We start from the raw sequence: 19,754 nt of genomic DNA on the forward strand, positions 1-19,754 counted from the left end.
TGCTATGAAAAAAATTATTTTATTTGTAATCCTAACATTACTAATTGTTTTTTCTATTTATTTATATGCCTTAGGCTTTAAAATACCACAAAAAGACATACATAAAGATTGGCCTCATTTTCCTGAAACAACATTTTCTGAATTTAAAACTACAAAATACGATTCCATGCATATCATTTTTGCTTTTAAAATTCCGAATCACCCTTATATGTTTATTTACTATAATACAGAAAATATTGATCCAGCACAAATTCGTGAACATCCTGAATTACTTAATAATAAAAACAAAATAGGCGTTTTTGATATTAATTTAAACCCTGTTTACTTCAAAAAATTTTCAAATACTTTGAATAAAAGTTATCTCTTTATAAAACAAGACCGTATTTATGAGCTAATTATAGATGAAAAAGATAGTTTAAAAAGCGAACTTTATTATTCTTCTATCTCACCAAATTTATCTTACCATAAAAAAGCATTTTCATTTGTAAAAGATACAAATGAAGCATTTCTAAATAATCACGGAAAAGATTTAATTCCTGAAGAATCTATTGGCAGTCGTTATGAGGACAAATTTTATTACTTTTTATTAATAGATAAATATACAGATGAAGTTTATGCATATAAACAATTAAAAAATCAAGAAGACATTACCCGTAAATATGCTTCTTTACAATATAGTGATGATTCTATGGATGAAGAATATCCGAAAATTCAACTTATTGATTCTATTTTTTCGAAAAACCATCTGACAACCAAACCTCCTCTTAGTTTCACTCCAATGATTAAGTCATATTACACGTACTACTATAGCTTAACTATTAACAATAAAGTTACTTATTTTAAAATTAAAGCATTAGATTCCGATTTTATAAACCGAAACTTCACCCCCATTTTAGTTTCACAAAAAAAATATTTTTTTCTAGAAAATAATCTTGCCTATCCCGGAGAGAAAATTCTCTTCAGTATATCGACTGATTAAAATTTCTATTTTTATTCGGTTGATTATCGCTATTTTTGTAAACAAATATTGTTAAGATATGTACAGAACAAATACTTGTGGTGAACTGACCGAATCAAATGTGAATGAAACCGTAACCCTTAGCGGATGGGTACAAGGTGTGCGGGATATGGGTTTTGTGATTTGGGTGGATTTAAGAGATCGCTACGGAATTACCCAATTGGTTTTTGACGAACAAAGGTCTTCCCCGGAGTTAATGGAACAAGCTCGCAAACTAGGTCGTGAATTTGTTATACAAACAACCGGAAAAGTGATTGAACGGACAAGCAAAAATCCTAATATTCCCACCGGAAATATTGAATTATTGGTTGAAAACTTATCCATTTTAAATTCTTCTTTAACTCCGCCTTTTACTATTGAAGATGAAACTGATGGAGGCGAGGAATTACGAATGAAATACAGATATCTCGATATACGAAGAAATCCGGTAAAAGATAAATTAATTTTCAGAAGTAAAGTAGCACAGTTAGTTAGAAATTATCTTTCTAATGAAGGTTTTATTGAAGTAGAAACTCCGGTTCTCATTAAATCAACTCCTGAAGGAGCCCGTGATTTTGTAGTTCCTTCAAGAATGAATCCGGGGCAGTTTTATGCTCTCCCACAATCACCACAAACCTTTAAACAGCTCCTTATGGTAGGTGGTCTGGATAAGTATTTTCAGATAGTAAAATGTTTCAGGGATGAAGACCTTAGAGCAGACCGTCAACCCGAGTTTACTCAAATTGATTGTGAAATGTCTTTTGTTGAGCAGGAGGACGTTATTCAAACATTTGAAGGTTTAACCAAGCATTTGCTAAAAAAGCTTAAAAATATTGAATTTGAACAATTCCCTCGTATGAGCTATGAGGAAGCAATGAGAAAATACGGTAATGATAAACCTGATATTCGCTTTGGAATGCAATTTATCGAATTAAATGATGAATTGAAAAACAGCGGATTTAAAATATTTGATGAAGCTGAATTGGTTGTCGGTATTAATGCCGAAGGATGTGCCAGCTATACCCGTAAGCAGATAGACGCTTTAACTGATTGGGTAAAACGTCCGCAAATAGGTGCCAGTGGAATGGTATATGTGAGATATAATGAAGACGGAACTATTAAATCTTCTGTTGACAAATTTTATTCTGAGGAACAATTGCGTAAAGTTATCGAAAAAGCAAAATCTCAACCTGGCGACTTAATCCTAATTCTTTCTGGAAATGCAGATAAGGTTCGACCTCAGCTTAGTGCGCTACGAATGGAAGTTGCTGAAAAACAAGGATTAAGAAATCCGGAAGTTTTTGCACCTTTATGGGTGGTCGACTTTCCGCTGTTAGAATGGAATGAAGAAGAAAAAAGATTTGCAGCCATGCACCACCCGTTTACATCTCCCAAGCCGGAAGATATTCCTTTACTTGAAAAAGAGCCCGGAAAAGTGCGTGCAAATGCTTATGATCTGGTTCTAAACGGAAACGAAATTGGAGGAGGTTCAGTACGTATATTTGATAAAGAACTACAATCAAAAATGTTTTCTTTATTAGGATTTAGTCCGGAAGATGCTGAAGCACAGTTTGGTTTTTTAATGAATGCATTTAAATTTGGAGCTCCCCCTCATGCAGGTCTGGCTTTTGGCTTTGATCGCCTGGTTGCTCTACTTGGAGGGCAGGAAGTCATTCGTGATTATATAGCATTTCCTAAAAACAATTCAGGAAGAGATGTTATGATTGATGCACCATCCCCTATTCATCAACAACAGCTTGATGAGCTTGAAATAGCATTATCTCCGAAAAAATGATAAAATAAACTCTTTAAATAAAAAATAAAGCCTTTGTTAAACAACAAAGGCTTTTCTTTACAAACTAATAAAATAAAACCAATTTATGTGAATACACAGAAATGAAAAAATTACTTTTTATCACTATAAAAATGAATCGTAAGTAATTTTCATTTTTTATTACTGCAAATATAGTTTATTTATTTAGAATGATTATAAATAATTTACTGATTTTAATCATATCTTAATTTTTTACAGAAAAAACACAGAGAAACCCACACTTATTAGAATCTTAAGATGCAACTTACAGCATTAATCTTCAGGAATTCCCGGATTTCTGCGATCAATATAAGAAGGTTGTTGATTTGTATTTTCAATTCTTCGGCCTTGTGGATCATAGCTTTTATAAACATTGTCCGGATCTGTAGGATCTAATGTGTTTGTATCTTTCCTTTGATTTACATTGTGTGGTTGTGAAGTATTTTCTTTTTCCTTTTTTGTGAAAAAATCTAGTAATTCAGCTGCTTTTTTTCCTTCCTCTCTATTTTCAAAAGCCGTGGCAACTCTTTGCAGACCGTCCATAAAAGCCTGTTTATTTCCCATTCTTCCATCACAAAAAACGGAAAGAAGAGAAAACTTAGCAATAATCTCATCTGTCGGATAGTTTTTCAATGCCTGCTCAGACATCTCTTTCACTTCTGAATATTTTCCCTGCTCATATTTTTTATATGCCTCTTCATAATACCTTGTTGCTGTACCAGATTTTGATTTAAAAATATCTATATCTGGATTTAATATACTTTCTGCATATTTAGATCCTGGATATTTAGATACCACCAAATCGGCGTACTTACGAGAAATTTCAGGATTTATTTCTTTATTGTAACGATAGAGGTTATACATGGCAGAAAGTGCTACAGACTCATCCATTGGAGGAGTAGATAGTAAATGTTCTAAAGAAGTATTGGCTGATTTTAAATCTCTTAACTTATCATAATATAAGATACCTAAAGCTAGTTCAGTGGTATCCCGTTCCATTTTCAACTTTTCAAGATCCACACGGCTGGAAGGTATTTTTTCAGTATAGAATTCTACTTCAAATCTCCTAGGATTTTTAACTTCTTTTTGTCCTAACAAATCATTTTTAACTTCATCCAGACTGGATATTTTTTTGCTCATCCTCCAATTATCTACAAGTGAACGACTTCCCCATAATTTTCTGAATTCAGATTGTCCGGATTGTTTAAGATTGCTATTATAAAAATACCATTTTCCACCTGTCGTAGGAGTTCCTGAAACTAATCCCATTGAACCATCTGCTAAAGTTTCGGTAGCAAAAACAACATTATTGTCTCTTTGCATCTGCTTTTCCATCTCTATTCTAGCTTTTTCCTCCTGATCTTTCAGCTTTGAGATATATTTTCCGTAATACTCATTTCTCTGTTCGGGAGTCATATTTGCAACCGAAAGTATACTATCATTTTTTTTAACCAGATAATATTTTGATGTTAAATCTTTCAAGGCCTTGTTTTTAACTTCAAGTCTGGCTTTCATAGAAGGATCTACAAATCTGGAAATTGCACTATCATAATAAGCTCCTGCATATACATAATCGGGTTTTGAAAAATAAACATCTCCTACTGCCTGGTATGTTAATGCCCGTACCTGAGGATCACTCTCTCTCTCCTTCAATGATTGTAAAAAACATTCCATTGCTTGTTTTTCTCTGCTTTGTTTAGCGGCAACCAGTCCCATAGCATAATACAATTCATTTTTTCTTGATTGATACAGTCCCTGTCTGGTCAGCTTTTTCAGAAAGGACATTCTTTCCTTATAAGCTAGGCTGTCACCTGTAAACAACCTGGACAAAGCTATTTGTGATTTTATTTCAAGTTCTGGAGAAGGCTTTTTATCATAAGCCATCTGATAATACTCTGCTGCTGATTTTTCTTTTTTCAGCTTTTCCGAAAGCTGACCCTGAATAAAACTATAACGTCCCCTTTCATATTTTCCTTTATGATATTTTTTTGCAACCTCCAATGCAGCAATCCCTTCTTTAAATCTATCTTCATCCATTAAAAATTGAGAATATGCTTTCGTCAGTAATTTAATATCTTTCTTTTTCAGATCTTCTTTCAGTAATTTATCAAACTGCTCATTAGCTTCAAAAGAATTACCTGCAAGTGCATGGGATAAAGCTATATACACCTTACCTTCATTAACTTTATTATTTTTAACCATTGCAGCATTCATATAGTTTAAATAATTTAAAGCTTCAAAAGGATCTTTTTTATAGTAACTTGCTTTTCCTAATAGAAGATAGGCTTCAGCAAGCATAGAGTTATATTCTTTGCCTTTGACCTGCATAGAATGATTTTCAATAGCTTTTTTTCCTTTTTCAATTACCCTATCCAAACCCTGAGCCTGAGATTGCACTGTATTCTGATTATTCCCGTTTAATAATCCGTAAGGATTAAATTCTTTTTTGGATGGATTGCTGTAAGTAGTAGAAAGACTCAAATCTTCCGAACTTTCCGTAAATGGATCTATCGGATCAACTTTTAACAAAACAGAAAAATTATCTTTATATCCTTCTCTTTTTGATTTCTGATCTTCTTCAAGAGCTACATTTCCATTAAATATGGTATTATACCAGGAAGTAATTCTGTGATAAGTGCGGTTAGTAATTCCTGTTTTTTTAGTAGAACATGAAACTATAAAACTCAATAAAAGTAAGATATAAAGTATTTTTTTCATTTATTTTATTAACTTATAGCAAAGCTACTAAAAAAACGAAAATATCTTATATTTGTTGTCTTAAAAAGCACAATTAAGCTACTAACTAAAAGATTATCTGAATTGATAAATTTTAATTAGTAAATTTAATGTTAAATTGAATAAATTAATGCAAAATTATATACTTGCTGAAAAATATATAAGTTACAAAAAAAAATTGTATTCTATTATAGAAGATTTTGATACATTCACTGATATTTTAGGTAACCCGGAGAGAAATATAATCAAAAAGATTCCTTTTCAAAATGATTGCATAGCTGTAAAAAGCTTTAAAAAACCACATTTCATCAATAAAATTGCCTATAAATATTTCAGGAAATCAAAGGCCGAACGCTCGTTTTTACATGGAGAAAAACTTTTAAAATTAGGAATATTAAATCCTGAACCTATCGCTTATATTGAAAATTCAGACCTTATAGGTATCACTTCCAGTTTTTATATATCCTATTACACTCCTTATGACTTTACTATTCGCGAAGTGTATGATCAACCTGATGCCATTCAATGTGTTCGGGCATACGCCAGATTTTCTCATTTTGTACATTCCAAAGGAGTTTTTATTAAAGATAATACGCCGGGTAATACGCTGGTCATTCGGAAAGATAATAAATATGAAATGTATTTAGTGGACTTAAATCGCATGCAGTTTCATAATGAATTAACTTTTGACCAAAAAATGAAAAGTCTTTCCAATAATATTAAAGAACAACCTTATCTTGATATTTTTATGAATGAATATGCCTTGGCTTCTGGATATGCCATTGAGGAAATAAAAGAAAAAATATTCTTTTATCAGGGAGAATTTGCAAGAAAAATGAAGTCTAAAGCTAAATTAAAGAAAAGGCTTAGAAAATTATTTCCTGTATAGTATAAACAATTCTCGGTGAAGTCGATCTCTGTAATCTTCTGAGCCCGGAGAAACCGTATTCAGATCAACGTAAGAAAGATTTTTAATTTCATATTTACTACTGAACTTTTTCATTAAAGACTCCGAATCTCCTTTAATGCATAATATTCCAATAGGCTGCCCAGATTCATTTTCCAGTTTTTCTGCAAGCTCGTATTCGTTAATTACCGGCATTTTTTTCCCATACTCCCATACAATTTCCGGAGTCATGCTGTTAAATGTATAAAGTTCAATATTCTTATTTAGAACTCGCTTTAAATCCTCTACGGATTTGTAGTTGGAATTATGTAAGAAACTTTTTGACAAAGGAAAAATAAAGGCGATTACTACACATTGTACTACTACTACCATGTAAAAAGCTTTGTCAAATATTGTTTTGGTTAGATAATAGCAAATAAGCACTCCTGAAATAAACATAGCTACAGAGGACATTATTACCCATCCTTTCTGACTATAGATACTATCCTTAAAAAAGAAATAAAGAACTGCCGGATATACAATACCGACAATACCCACTAAACCTAAAGATATATTGCCAAGAATTCTATCAATTTTCTTTTTTGTTCCACAAGTCAGATAATTAATATAAAAACCTGTATTTAAAGCTAATGGGATAAGTACAGGTAATAAATAACGGGTCTTTTTTTCAGGTATAATACTTAGAAGGATTACTGATGCCAGCGTCCATATTAAAGTAAATTGATAGGCTTTGATATTAGAAACTCTTAATTTCATGTACGGGTATAATAGACCTAAAAATGCTGCGAGAGTCCAAATCCCAGATTGCGTAAAGAAACTCCAATAGTAAAAAACTGATTTGGAATTATAATCGTTAACCCATCGGGAAGTTTCAACTTTTGCCATTGAAGCAAAGGTTTCGGGATCTGCCCAATGCACGTAGGTTGTCCAGGAAATACCTGTAAATATTCCTAAAATCGTATATAAAAGTATTGCCAGAATATGTTTTCTTTCATTTCTGAATGAATATCTGTACACCCATCCATAGGCAATTAAAAATGGTAATAATAATGCATATAATGAGATAGGGCCCTTACTTAAAATAGAAAATGCTGAAAAAACGGCTCCTATAACAGCATTTTTAAAAGGATTTTTACGTATTCTGAGTATTTCCCATAAATAGTATATGGAAACAATCATAAAACTGTGACAATACATATCCCACTGGTTATCTCTTCCAGCAAAATAAATATAAAAAGATGTAATTGCAATCAATCCGTTTTGCAGACTATTAAGTCCAGAAAGACCTAATTTCAAAGAAAATTTATATAAGTATACCACTAATAAAATGGTTATAAAAGCTACGGGTAAACGTAAAGACAAATTAGAGTCAAATCCCAGGATTGATCCAAAGACAGCCGTTATCCAGGTTGGCAAAGGAGGTTTCTCGTAGCGAGGTTCACCATTCATTGTCGTTAAAATCCAATGATTGTCTTGAACCATTTCACGGGCTGTAATAAAATTTCTGGCTTCCATAATATTAACTGGCAGAATCCCAAGGTTGGAAACTAACATGATTAAGGAGACGATGAAAAGAAATATAAGATGTTTTCCAGGATTATTCAGCATAATTACTTTTTCTTACTATTATAATATTTCTTGTGTAAACAATAATTCCCATACAATGTCCTGCAAAAAGCACCGGATCTTTTCTTATGATAGAGTAAATAAAAATCATTAGGGAACCGGTAAGACTGAGAATCCAAAAACCTAAGGGCAGTTCTGATTTCTTTATCCTTTCTGAATAAATCCACTGATAAATAAATCTCATAGTAAATAATACTTGTCCTAAACTTCCCCAAATTAAAAGCCATAAGGGTATATTTTCTCTACTAAAAAGCTTATTTGTATTGATAGTCCCATTCCAAAGAGCTAAGGAAATAGCCAAAATCGGAAAGAAATACACAAAATAACGAAACACTATATGATATTTCATCCAGGCATTATGTAATTGGATATTACGAATATAAATATAATAAGTAATAACCTGACCTAACATAATTGAAAAATCGTGTCTCAGATATCCATAGATAAATAAAAAGAAAGAGGCCACAAGACTTACCTGCCAAAAAATGAGATCAGAGGTTACTTTTTTATTTTTTTCAGCAGAAATCCACTGTATAATCATACGGCTTGAAAATAGCAATTGTGCTAAAAAGCCTATAGACAGTGTTATGTACTTAAGCATTTTAACATTGACAATGAAAACTTCTGTGAACGAATGATTCATAATTCTTTTTCTGAAACCACATAGTTAATATATTTTTTCTTCATCCACAGGTAAGCAAAACAATCGCTTAAAGGACCAAATAAGCGGTTCCATAAGTGAAATTTAGATTTCCCTGCTATTCTTTCAAAATGCTGAACAGGAACCTGTTTCACTTTTCCACCCTGAAGCAATATCATTGCAGGGAGAAAACGATGCAAACCTTTAAACATAGGAATTTTTTTAGCAAAATCCGTACGTATAATTTTCAATGGACAACCGGTATCATCCATACCGTCATGGGTAAAAGCTCTGCGTATTCCGTTAGCTATCTTTGAAGATAAATTCTTAACGAAGCTGTCTTTACGCTGAGCCCTTACTCCGGTTACCAGCTGATATTCTCCGGCATATTCCAAAAGAATGTTAAAATCGGAAGGTGCTGTCTGCAAATCGGCATCAATATATCCCACCCAGGGAGTATCGGCATAATCAAAGCCTGCTTTTATTGCGGGACTCAGACCGTAATTACGATCAAAAGAGATATAAGTGAAATTAGAATCCTGACTGCATATAGTCTTTATAGCCCCCAGACTGTTATCTTTAGAACCATCGTTAACAAAGAGAATTTTAGTTTTTTTATTAGCATTATTTATGTAGGCTTGCATTTCTTTAACTACACGCTCGAGATTATCTTCCTCGTTATAAACGGGAATAATAATCGTTAGTTCGTATCCCATTAAAATACCTGATTATTATTTTATATAAAATTATTATTTTTTTTTAAATTACACCTACAAATTCAAGTTAAAAAAAGCTGACAAACGACATTTTATTTGTTGTACGAATGGCTTAACTTTGAATAAATTTAATAATAACATAATTAAAAAATACAAAAACATGAAAGTAACTGTAGTAGGTGCCGGAGCCGTTGGAGCCACTTGTGCCGATAATATTGCAAGAAAAGAAATTGTTGACGAACTGGTAATTGTTGATATAAAAGAGGGATTTGCCGAGGGAAAAGCTTTGGATTTGACCCAGACCACTTCTCTTTTAGGTTTTGATACAACTATAACCGGAAGCACCAATGACTATTCTAAAACGGCAGGCACCAGTGTTGCTGTAATAACTTCAGGTATCCCCAGAAAACCTGGAATGACCCGTGAAGATTTAATCGGAACCAATGCAGGAATTGTTAAAGAAGTTGCTTCCAATATTTTAAAATATTCTCCGGATGCTATTTTAGTCATCATTTCCAACCCTATGGATACGATGACTTACTTAGCTCTTAAATCTTTAGGTTTACCTAAAAACCGTGTAATAGGTATGGGAGGTGCCTTAGATTCTTCTCGTTTTAAGACTTATTTATCTTTAGCCAGTGGTGCTTCTCAGAATGATATTCAAGCTACGGTTATCGGCGGACATGGAGATACGACTATGATTCCTTTAACACGTCTGGCTTCTTGTCAGGGAGTGCCTTTCTCTAAAATATTAACTAACGAACAACTTGATAAAGTCGCTGCAGACACTATGGTTGGTGGAGCTACTTTAACTAAATTATTGGGTACTTCTGCATGGTATGCACCGGGTGCTGCCGGAGCTGCCGTAGTGGAATCTATCATCCGTGATGAGAAAAAAGTGATTCCTTGTTCTGTATTTCTGGAAGGTGAATATGGTGAATCTGATATTTGTATTGGTGTTCCTGTAGTTTTAGGTAAAAACGGTATTGAAAAAATTGTAGAACTGGATCTTAATGATGATGAAAAAGCGAAATTTAAAGCTTCTGCTGATGCCGTAAGAAATATGAATAATGTATTACATGAAATGAAAGTTCTCTAAGAATTTTCGTTACTATATTTCCATTCAATAAAAAAACAGCTTACATGGTAAGCTGTTTTTTTTATTATTGAAGAATTCTTTATTTATTATCGTGGAAAATTAATACTTATTTCTTATAAATATTTTATCTTTTAAAAATACCCGATAAATTTAATAGTATTTTTAATAAACCAATACTATTATCGAATTAATATTTACTTATTATCTTATTTAAATTATACTTATGTTTTTACATCTAAGGCTTTTTATTCAGTATTAATATATTTTAATATTATCTCATTAAACCTTACCAATAAAATTTAATAAAAACATTAGTCAATTTCTTCAATTAGACGATTTACTAATTCCTGACTAAATTTTCTTAACTTTAATTCGTAAGAGTTCAAATAATTGTTTAAAAAGTTTTTAGGTTTAGTATTTTTAGCATTATCAAACATGACATATTCCGGTTCTTTAAAAATGGGCTGTCCCAGATTATTATATAATTTTTTACTTTTTGCAAAAGGAACCATGGTAGACGATGAGCCTTCACTGTAGTTAGAATAATCTATATTTTCTATAGTAATCCTTCCTTTTTTTTGAATTTCACCAAATTTTTCACTTAAAAGCTTATAATCTACGATTAGATTTGAAATATCTGATTCTGCTTCTCCTTCTCTGGATGTTATATTTATTAATATTATAAGGAGTACTCCTTTACTGAATTTTATATTAAAATAATTGGGAATACTTTTTACCGTTAATTCAATTTTCCTACCATGTAATTTTTCTTTTAATGAGTCTGTACCTGAATAATCTTTAATGTAACGATTTACTAAGCCTATCGGAATGGATTTTAAACTAACCTTATATTCGCTTTCACCTCCCCATGCTATAATATAGGGATAAATGGCTGTTCTTATTTTTTGTACTGCAAATAAGGTGTCTGTAAATTCTTCATTAACAATACTTACATTATTTTCTTTTAACCGGTTATCATAATTTTTCAAATATGCATAACGACTGTTAAGTGAATCCGTCAGGAACTTTTCACCTTTGCATCCGGTTAATAGTAGTAAAAGAACAAGAACACAAAATAAACGGTAGGCACCCATATCTTTATTTTTTTTAAAAATACTATTAATATTTAAAAATCAGAAATGATTTTAATCATAGGTAATAAACAATTTTTCAAGCAAAATCACTAGCATGCTACGTTTTTACTAATTGATTGTTTTTTTAAGAGTGGAAATCTTAATTTTGCGAAAAAATTATATTAGAAACAATAATTAATGGAAAACAAATCGATAGTCTTAAATATTCATGATAAGCCTAAGTTCTTACAATGGTTTACACTAAGCTTTCAACATCTTTTTGCTATGTTTGGATCGACAGTTTTGGTACCTACACTTACAGGAATGGATCCTGCAGTAGCCTTGGTATCTAGCGGATTAGCCACCCTTGCATTTATAGCTATTACTCAGGGAAAAGTTCCTTCGTATCTGGGTTCTTCATTTGCTTTTATAAGTCCTATTATAGCTATTAAAGCAGCCTCAGGTGCAGAAGGAATAATGGTCGGAAGTTTTATAGTGGGATGCATATATGCTCTTATTGCCCTAATCATAAACCGTACAGGGGTTTCCTGGTTAATGAAATTACTTCCGCCTATTGTAGTAGGTCCAATTATTATGGTTATTGGGTTAAGCCTTTCATCTACAGCGATAGATATGATTACTAATAATTCGGGTTCTTATGATATTAAGTTTGTTGCCGTAGGTTTAATCAGTTTAATAATAACTATTATAATAGCCATTTTCACTAAAGGTTTTATTAGTGTTATTCCTGTTTTGATAGGAATTGTCGGAGGCTACTTATTTTCAATACCTATGGGTCTTGTAGATTTTGAACCGATCAAAAACGCTGCATGGTTTCAAATTCCTAATTTTGAAATTCCATTTTATACTTTTACTCCACATTTTTCATGGTCTATTTTTTTGTTGATGGCTCCTGTAGCCATTGTTCCCATAGCTGAGCACATCGGACACCAATTAGTTCTGGGTAAAGTTATTAACAAAGATTTAGTTAAAGACCCGGGCCTAGATAAATCCCTTTTCGGTGATGGTATGGCTACCATTATAGCTTCTGTAATTGGCGGGCCTCCTAATACGACTTACGGTGAAAACATAGGCGTTCTTGCAATTACGAGAGCTTACAGTATATATCTTTTTATAGGGGCTGCTATTTTTGCTATCGGTTTTGGCTTTTGCGGGAAGATAGCTGCTTTACTTAAATCAATTCCGGTTCCTGTCATGGGTGGAATTTCAATACTGCTGTTCGGTATTATTGCTTCGAGCGGCTTACGTATGGTGGTAGACAGCAAGGTAAATTTCGCTTCTAAGAGAAACCTTATCATATCATCCGTCATTCTCGTTTTAGGTATCGGGGGGGCATCCATTCATCTCGGAAATTCGTTTTCACTAGAAGGCATGGCTTTAGCATCCCTTACCGGTGTTATGCTTAACCAAATTCTTCCGGGGAAAGAAGTAGTTAATTTTGATTCCATGTTTAAAGAGTAACTACTATACATCTTATTTTTTCTTAGATTTACGCATATTTATTTTTATATATCATGACCGTACCAGAACTTTACTCTCTATATCTGCAATCTTCAGGAATTACAACTGACAGCAGAAAAATAAATAAAAACCAACTATTTTTTGCTTTAAAAGGTGATAATTTTAATGGAAACCTTTATGCTTCACAGGCAATGGAGCAAGGCGCGTTAGCCTGTGTAGTAGATGAGCAAAAATATGCAGACCCTCAGAAAGGAATTTTTTATTTTGAGAATAGCTTATTTGCTTTACAGAACCTTGCCAGACATCACAGAAAACAACTCAATATACCTGTTATAGGTATCACCGGGAGTAATGGTAAAACGACTTCTAAAGAACTTATTGCTTCTGTTTTAAAGGAAAAATATAACGTTTTGTTTACCCAGGGGAACTTAAACAATCATATTGGTGTTCCACTTACTGTATTATCTATTCAGCCTAAGCATGAAATAGCTATCATAGAAATGGGAGCCAATCATCAGAAAGAAATAGAATTATTGGCTGGTATTTCCATGCCTGATATAGGTTATATAACCAACTTTGGCAAAGCTCACCTGGAAGGATTCGGAGGATTTGAGGGAGTTATTAAAGGCAAATCTGAACTCTATGCTTTTCTGAAAGAATCTAATGGTACTGCATTAGTTAATACAGACGATCCTAAACAAGTTGAATTAACCCAAGATATTAAACAAATCACATTTGGTTCAGAAGGAGTTTATAGGTTTGGTTTGAAAGAATCTGATCACTTTGTCAGTGTATCTTATAAAGATAGCATATTCAATTCACAACTCACAGGTATTTATAATTTTTCAAACATCTGCGCAGCTGCCAGCCTTGGCTTTTATTTAGGATTAACAGCTTTTCAGGTTAAAAATGGAATTGAAAATTATCAACCTCGCAATCAACGTTCTCAGATAGTTAAAAAAAATGGTGTCAGGCTATTATTAGATACCTATAATGCTAATCCTAGCAGCATGGAAGCTTCATTGAAAAATTTCTCTTCTTTTGAAGGCTCTAAAGCAATTATTATAGGGGATATGTTTGAGCTGGGAGATAGCTCCGCAGATGAACATCAAAAAATTGCTGAATTAGCTCAAAATTTGAATTTTGAATATATATTCTTAGTAGGAAGTAATTTTTCCACAACCACTACTACGGCTTCTCAAATTAAAAAATTTAAGTCTACGGAAGATATGAGTAATTATTTAAAAAATAATTCTCTTACATCCGAAAACATTTTATTAAAAGGTTCCAGAGGTATGGCTCTAGAAAAATTAATTGATTTTATTTATTAATTATGATTATTTACAATCCTAAAGGTTGGTTTTCTTTTGTTTTTAAAATATATAAAGCGGATACTATTACCAAGCTATGGCCTATGCTGGTAGTAACCGGAATTTTTGCTTTTATCATAGCTTATGTAGAAATTAATTATATAGAAATTGATAAAATGAAAGCTTCCAGCTATGTGACCGTAGGACAAAGTCTTGTGGGTTTCGTACTATCCTTGGTATTGGTTTTCAGAACCAATACAGCTTATGATCGCTGGTGGGAAGGAAGAAAGTTATGGGGACAATTAACAAACATTTCCAGAAATCTGTCCATTAAGCTTAATGCCTTGCTCCCTTCTCATGATAAAGAAAACAGGGAATTTTTCATTAAATATATCCCTTTATTTGCACAGATTCTTCACAGACATTTAACCAATGATACCACTCGTTATACTTTAGATGAGCATGAAAATTCTGATGATACAACAGAATTTCGATACTCTCCAAGTCAGGTAGCCGTTAAGCTAACTCATAAAATTGTTCAATTAAACAAAGAAAATATACTTACAGGTGAACAATTATTGTTTATTAATCAGGAACTTAAAGGTTTTATGGATGTTTGTGGAGGCTGTGAGAGAATAAAAAATACGCCTATCCCGTTTTCCTATGTTTTATTTATCAAAAAGTTTATTGCTTTGTACGTATTTAGTATGCCTATAGGATATGTTATAAATTTAGGATATTGGGTAGTCCCTCTGGTAATGTTTGTTTTTTATGTACTTATTAGTTTGGAACTGGTAGCAGAAGATATTGAAGATCCATTTAATAACGGAGATAATGATATACCTACAAAAAAAATTGCTGAGAACATAAAAAAGAGTTGTTTAGACATTCTTGCAAAAAATAAATAATAAAAAAAGCTATCCTTTGCGGATAGCTTTTTAAACATAGCTTATAAATTTAATTTTATTTTAAACCTAATTTAGCTTTTACTTCGTCTAAGATGTTTGGACCTGCAGCATAAATAAGTGAAGGCTGAGATGTATCAAAAACATAAAGATATCCTTTAGCTTTAGCTACATCATTTACAGCATTCTGAGCTTTTTTAGTGATTGGATCATATAAATCATCTTGTTTTTTCTCTAATTCTTTAGCTGCTGTTTCTCTCAAAGCCAACAGGTTTTGATTGTCTTTCTGAAATTCTTCCTGATATTTCTGGAATTCTTTTTCTTGCTCTGCTTGAGGTTTTTTAGCTATTTCATCCTGAATCTTCTGATATTTAGCCGTAAAAGCATCTTCTTGTTTTTTTAGTTCTGCTTTTTTCTGATCTGCTAAAGTTTTTAATTGATCGTCAGCTGATTTTTTTTCTGGCATTAAATTCAGTAATTCGATGGAATTAAGGTGAGCTATATTCTGAGCTTTAGCTAACTGGAAAACTCCTGCGAATACTGTTAAAAGGAATACGAATGTAATTTTCTTCATTTTATTTCGCTTTTTGATATTATTAATTAATTATTCTCTTGTTTCTTTTTTTTTGGAACATACTTACTGCCGTATCCAGATTTTTGCTTGGTTTCGGTAGTAGATGTTTCTTTAGTTTCCACTTCTTTTGATTCTGCTTCTTCTTCTTTTACCGATTCTTTAGTTTCTGTTTTTTCTTCTGTCTTTTTAACCTCTTTCTTTTTTGGTACATATTTATTACCATATGAAGATTTGGTATCTGAACTTGTAGTTTTCTTTTCTGTAGTTTTTACCGTACTATCCTTTGCCTTTGTATCGGAAGTCTTAGTATCCTTATCTGAGTTTTTCTTAACCTCTTCGGATTTTACCTCCGTTTTTTTTATTTCTTTCTTTTTAGGTACGTATTTACTACCATATCCTGATTTTTTGGTTTCAGCTTCTTCTTTTACTTCTTCCCCTTCATTTAACTGAATGTCTTCCCTGATTGATTCACTATCTTCAACTGATTCCTGATCCATTTCCTGATTAGCATTCTGCTTGCTTTTAGGTACATACTTGCTACCATATCCGCTTTTAGATTTGGATGTTGATGTTGTGTTTTTATTTCCTGAATTTTTAGCTTCTTTATTAGATTGGCTTTTCTTAGAAGAATCTGAATTTTTCCCTGAACTTCCTGGCTTGTTATCTTTTTCAGAATCAATGCTAATTCCTCCCAATTGTTTGATAACTTTATCTGTTAAATCATATTTGGAGTCTGTAAACACCATGATTAAATCAGAAGACTTATCAAAAATAAAATTATATCTGTCTTTAGCTGCTAAAGTATTAATAGCATTCCAAATTTGATCCTGTAACGGTTTAATCAAATTGCGACGTAAACTTATAGACTCACCATTAGCACCGAACTTTTTTTCTATGTAACTATTTAATCCCTTTTCAGTACTATCTATAACAGCTATCTTAGTTTTTCTCTGTTCTTCTGTTAATAAAACTTTCTCATTTTCATATTCAGTCCTTAACTTATCTAAATTAGACTGTTTACTTAATATTTCATTCTGCCATTTTTTTACTTCTGCATTAAGCCTATCTTCCGATTGTTGATACTGAGGCATTTGCTTGAGTATGACCTGTGTATCCACATAGCCCATTTTCTGAGCGTTGATTTGGCTAAAAAACAACAGTATTAAAGTATATAGTATCAGTTTTTTCATTTGAAATGTTTTAAAATCTTTTCTAAAATCATACCAAGTTTAGACAAAAATATAATTAATTGTGAATCTATCCTAATTAATTTTATCTGTTTTTAAGTTAAGGTTTTAAAACTGCTGTCCGAATATAAAGTGAGTTTCCCATCCATTAGCACTGGTTGAATTAATAGTTTTATCAAATCCTTTAGCAAAGTCAAACCCTAGCATACCGAACTGAGGCATAAAAATCCTAACTCCGAAACCGGCAGATCTTTTTAATTCAAACGGATTAAACGATTTATTATTGCTCCAGGTATTACCTGCTTCTACAAAACCTAAGGCATATATTTTAGTAGCTCCTCCCATAAGTACCGGGTAACGCAATTCCATCATGAAACGTGCATAAGAGGTACCTCCTCCTAAAGGAGTTATATCATTAGTTTGTCCTCCGAAAGAAGATGAATCTTTATATCCTCGTAAAGGAATAATTTCCCTCCCGTCAAATCTGTTTCCGTATAGTCCTGTACCTCCAAGATAAAACCTTTCAAAAGGAGGAATACCGATGTTATTATTATAGCTGCTTAAGAAACCAAATTCTCCTCCGGCTTTCAGCACAAATTTACCCACCAACTCTTTATACCAATAAGCCTTCATTTTTATCTTATAATATTCTAACCACTTATATTTTTCTTTATCCGTTTTTTTACTATAATCTTCATTTTTAAATGCAGAATACGGAGGGGTTAACTTCAATGATAATTCGAATTCTGAACCCATGGTAGGAAAAATAGGATCTAATCCTGCGGAATATCTTCCAATATTAGCATACACACTGAAATTGTTACTTTCTCCATTAGGCCAGTCTTTTGAACCACTATCGCTAACTATACTAAATGGATAGTTCCTGAATGAATATAATTGATAATTAATTCCGTAGGATAATCTGAAATAATCATCCGGCCAGTTTAAACGAGTAGTTAGTCCAACCTGTGCTCCATAAATGTTTAATTTATTTCTACCGGTTGTTGTATAATACCTGTCATAATTTAAAATAGTACTATATAAAGATACTGTTAATGATGTTGGTCTTTTCCCAGTAATCCAAGGCTCTGTAAAAGAAACACTATAATTCTGATAATTACTTCCTGCCTGAGCTCTTAAAGATACGCTTTGTCCATCTCCCATGGGAATAGGCTTCCATGCTTTTTTCTTAAAGAAATCATTGAATGAAAAGTTACCAAAAGTTAATCCTAAAGTCCCGATAAATCTGTTACCTCCATAACCACCTTGTAATTCTACCTGGCTGTTAGAACCTTTTTCTTCTAATTTATAATTAACATCTACTGTTTTAGTTTCTGCATTTGGAGTTATGTCCGGACGTAATCCCTGAGCTTCGAAATACCCCATTTGGGCTAAATCCATAATAGTTCTTTGTATGTCTTCTTTCGAGAATAATTTTCCGGGTACAGTTCTCAATGATCGTTGTATTACATGATCATGGGTTCGGGTGTTACCAGAAAATGTTACCTTATCCCAATAAGCCTGCTCTCCTTCTCTAATTTTAACTTCAACATCTATGGTATCATTTCTCACTGCCTTTTCTATAGGAACAACACTTGAAAATACATAACCGTTGTTGTAGTACAAAGTAGCAATATCATCATTTTTTTCAGAACCGGATATTTTTTTATTTATACCTACTGCATCATACGGTTCTCCTTTTTTATATCCAACCACTTTGGTTAAAATTTCACTTGAATATGCCGAATTACCTGAAAATGTAATATTACCTAAATAATACCTCTTACCTTCAGCAACATTTAACTTAATATCGTAATTCTTTTCATCCGTTCTGATTACGGTATCCGAGGTAATTTTAGCATCTCTGAAGCCATACGATTGTAAGGTTTCAACAACTTTCACCAAATCCTCCTCATATTTTTCAGGTACATATTTGGATTTTTTCCAGAATCTGTATACTTTTTTCTGTTTTGTGTTTTTGAATGATCGAGCTCTGATTTTTGAAGCACTCAACTCTTTATTTCCTGTTATCTGAATTGATTTAACTTTAACCCTCGGACCTTTCTCTATAGCTATAGTCCAGTTGATTGATGAAGAATCAGCAGGATTCACTTTTTCTTTAATCACAGCATGAGCATCTGGAAATCCTTTTTCCGTATATTGATTTCTTATCGAATTTTGAAGTTTTGTTCGTAAGTCATCAGTTATTTTAGTTTTGGATTTTAACCCGTTTTCTTTTATTAACTTTTCATTTTTAGACTTACTGGCTCCTTCAAATTTTACAGAACCTAATTCTGGTAATGCTTTAAGATTGATACGTAAATACACATCTTTACCTTCAACTTTGCTCAGGAAAATTTCAACATCGGAAAACAATTTGGAGTCCCAAAGTTTTTTCACTGCGCTGTTTAATTGCATACCCGGAATATCAACATAATCTCCTTCGTAAAGTCCGGTATAACGCATAATCTGATTTTTGGAATATTTTGAAGTTCCGGTTATACGTATTTCTTTAATTTTAAAAGAGGATTCATCAATGGTAGAAGATTCATTTTCAGGAGAACTACTATTTTCTGCATCTGGTTTTTCAGTCTGTACTGACTGATTTACTGATACTGAATCTTGGGTGACTTGCGATGAAAGGGATATTTGTATTAAAATTGCAACAACTGCTAATAACTTCTTCATG

The 19,754-nt window shown here is 32.4% G+C and carries 15 protein-coding genes; 7 read left to right on the forward strand and 8 right to left on the reverse strand.

What is annotated here, in order from left to right; all coding sequences use genetic code 11:
* The first annotated feature begins 4 nt into the window (after window positions 1–4).
* Together EOV51_RS02100 and aspS are read left to right on the forward strand one after the other, a co-directional pair.
* Window positions 5–979, forward strand: coding sequence for a hypothetical protein (locus EOV51_RS02100; protein WP_128149397.1), 975 nt, complete (start codon window positions 5–7; stop codon window positions 977–979).
* 58 nt (window positions 980–1,037) lie between these two features.
* Complete coding sequence (gene aspS, locus EOV51_RS02105; protein ID WP_128149399.1) at window positions 1,038–2,792, forward strand: aspartate--tRNA ligase; 1,755 nt, start codon at window positions 1,038–1,040, stop codon at window positions 2,790–2,792.
* A 291-nt stretch (window positions 2,793–3,083) separates the two neighbouring features.
* Here the strand turns inward: aspS and porW are convergent, their stop codons facing one another.
* On the reverse strand, window positions 3,084–5,528 hold the full coding sequence (porW, locus tag EOV51_RS02110; RefSeq protein WP_128149401.1) for a type IX secretion system periplasmic lipoprotein PorW/SprE: 2,445 nt from the start codon (window positions 5,526–5,528) through the stop codon (window positions 3,084–3,086).
* Window positions 5,529–5,676: 148 nt separating this feature from the next.
* Between porW and EOV51_RS02115 the strand changes: the two genes are divergently transcribed.
* On the forward strand, window positions 5,677–6,435 hold the full coding sequence (locus EOV51_RS02115; protein WP_128149403.1) for a Kdo domain containing protein: 759 nt from the start codon (window positions 5,677–5,679) through the stop codon (window positions 6,433–6,435).
* Here the strand turns inward: EOV51_RS02115 and EOV51_RS02120 are convergent.
* The 3 genes from EOV51_RS02120 to EOV51_RS02130 are packed head-to-tail and all read right to left on the reverse strand — an operon-like array spanning window position 6,421 to window position 9,435.
* Entirely contained in the window at window positions 6,421–8,061 is a 1,641-nt protein-coding gene (locus EOV51_RS02120) for an ArnT family glycosyltransferase (protein ID WP_228427684.1), read from the reverse strand. The genes EOV51_RS02115 and EOV51_RS02120 overlap by 15 nt on opposite strands.
* Entirely contained in the window at window positions 8,051–8,722 is a 672-nt protein-coding gene (locus EOV51_RS02125) for a lipid-A-disaccharide synthase N-terminal domain-containing protein (RefSeq protein ID WP_317126972.1), read from the reverse strand. The genes EOV51_RS02120 and EOV51_RS02125 overlap by 11 nt, the downstream gene beginning before the upstream one ends.
* Complete coding sequence (locus EOV51_RS02130; protein ID WP_128149407.1) at window positions 8,719–9,435, reverse strand: glycosyltransferase family 2 protein; 717 nt, start codon at window positions 9,433–9,435, stop codon at window positions 8,719–8,721. Before EOV51_RS02130 ends, EOV51_RS02125 begins: the two co-directional genes overlap by 4 nt.
* Before the next feature lie 160 nt (window positions 9,436–9,595).
* On the opposite strand from EOV51_RS02130, the gene mdh reads away from it, so the two are divergent.
* Entirely contained in the window at window positions 9,596–10,534 is a 939-nt protein-coding gene (mdh, locus tag EOV51_RS02135; RefSeq protein ID WP_128149409.1) for a malate dehydrogenase, read from the forward strand.
* 311 nt (window positions 10,535–10,845) lie between these two features.
* Here mdh and EOV51_RS02140 read toward each other — a convergent pair whose 3' ends face one another.
* Window positions 10,846–11,628 carry a hypothetical protein gene (locus EOV51_RS02140; protein ID WP_128149411.1) on the reverse strand — a complete coding sequence of 261 codons (783 nt, stop codon included), beginning with the start codon at window positions 11,626–11,628 and terminating at the stop codon, window positions 10,846–10,848.
* A 177-nt stretch (window positions 11,629–11,805) separates the two neighbouring features.
* Here EOV51_RS02140 and EOV51_RS02145 point away from each other — a divergent pair, with 177 nt between their 5' ends.
* From EOV51_RS02145 to EOV51_RS02155, 3 genes are read left to right on the forward strand one after another with little or no spacing between them, the layout of a single operon-like run.
* Complete coding sequence (locus EOV51_RS02145; protein ID WP_128149413.1) at window positions 11,806–13,089, forward strand: solute carrier family 23 protein; 1,284 nt, start codon at window positions 11,806–11,808, stop codon at window positions 13,087–13,089.
* Between the two features lie 53 nt (window positions 13,090–13,142).
* On the forward strand, window positions 13,143–14,420 hold the full coding sequence (locus tag EOV51_RS02150) for a UDP-N-acetylmuramoyl-tripeptide--D-alanyl-D-alanine ligase (protein WP_128149415.1): 1,278 nt from the start codon (window positions 13,143–13,145) through the stop codon (window positions 14,418–14,420).
* Window positions 14,421–14,422: 2 nt separating this feature from the next.
* Window positions 14,423–15,307 (forward strand): bestrophin family protein, encoded by an 885-nt coding sequence (locus EOV51_RS02155; RefSeq protein WP_128149417.1) that lies wholly within the window; start codon window positions 14,423–14,425, stop codon window positions 15,305–15,307.
* 55 nt (window positions 15,308–15,362) lie between these two features.
* Here the strand turns inward: EOV51_RS02155 and EOV51_RS02160 are convergent, their stop codons facing one another.
* The 3 genes from EOV51_RS02160 to bamA all read right to left on the reverse strand — a co-directional run bounded on the left by EOV51_RS02160 (window position 15,363) and on the right by bamA (window position 19,753).
* The gene (locus EOV51_RS02160; protein ID WP_128149419.1) at window positions 15,363–15,878 is read right to left on the reverse strand and encodes an OmpH family outer membrane protein; all 516 of its coding nucleotides are present in this window, start codon (window positions 15,876–15,878) and stop codon (window positions 15,363–15,365) included.
* Window positions 15,879–15,904: 26 nt separating this feature from the next.
* Window positions 15,905–17,068: an OmpH family outer membrane protein gene (locus EOV51_RS02165; RefSeq protein ID WP_128149421.1), complete on the reverse strand. Its 1,164-nt coding sequence runs from the start codon at window positions 17,066–17,068 to the stop codon at window positions 15,905–15,907.
* Between the two features lie 105 nt (window positions 17,069–17,173).
* Window positions 17,174–19,753 (reverse strand): outer membrane protein assembly factor BamA, encoded by a 2,580-nt coding sequence (bamA, locus tag EOV51_RS02170; RefSeq protein ID WP_128149423.1) that lies wholly within the window; start codon window positions 19,751–19,753, stop codon window positions 17,174–17,176.
* Between the last annotated feature and the right edge of the window lies 1 nt (window position 19,754).

This window comes from Apibacter raozihei (assembly GCF_004014855.1).
Classification (GTDB): domain Bacteria; phylum Bacteroidota; class Bacteroidia; order Flavobacteriales; family Weeksellaceae; genus Apibacter; species Apibacter raozihei.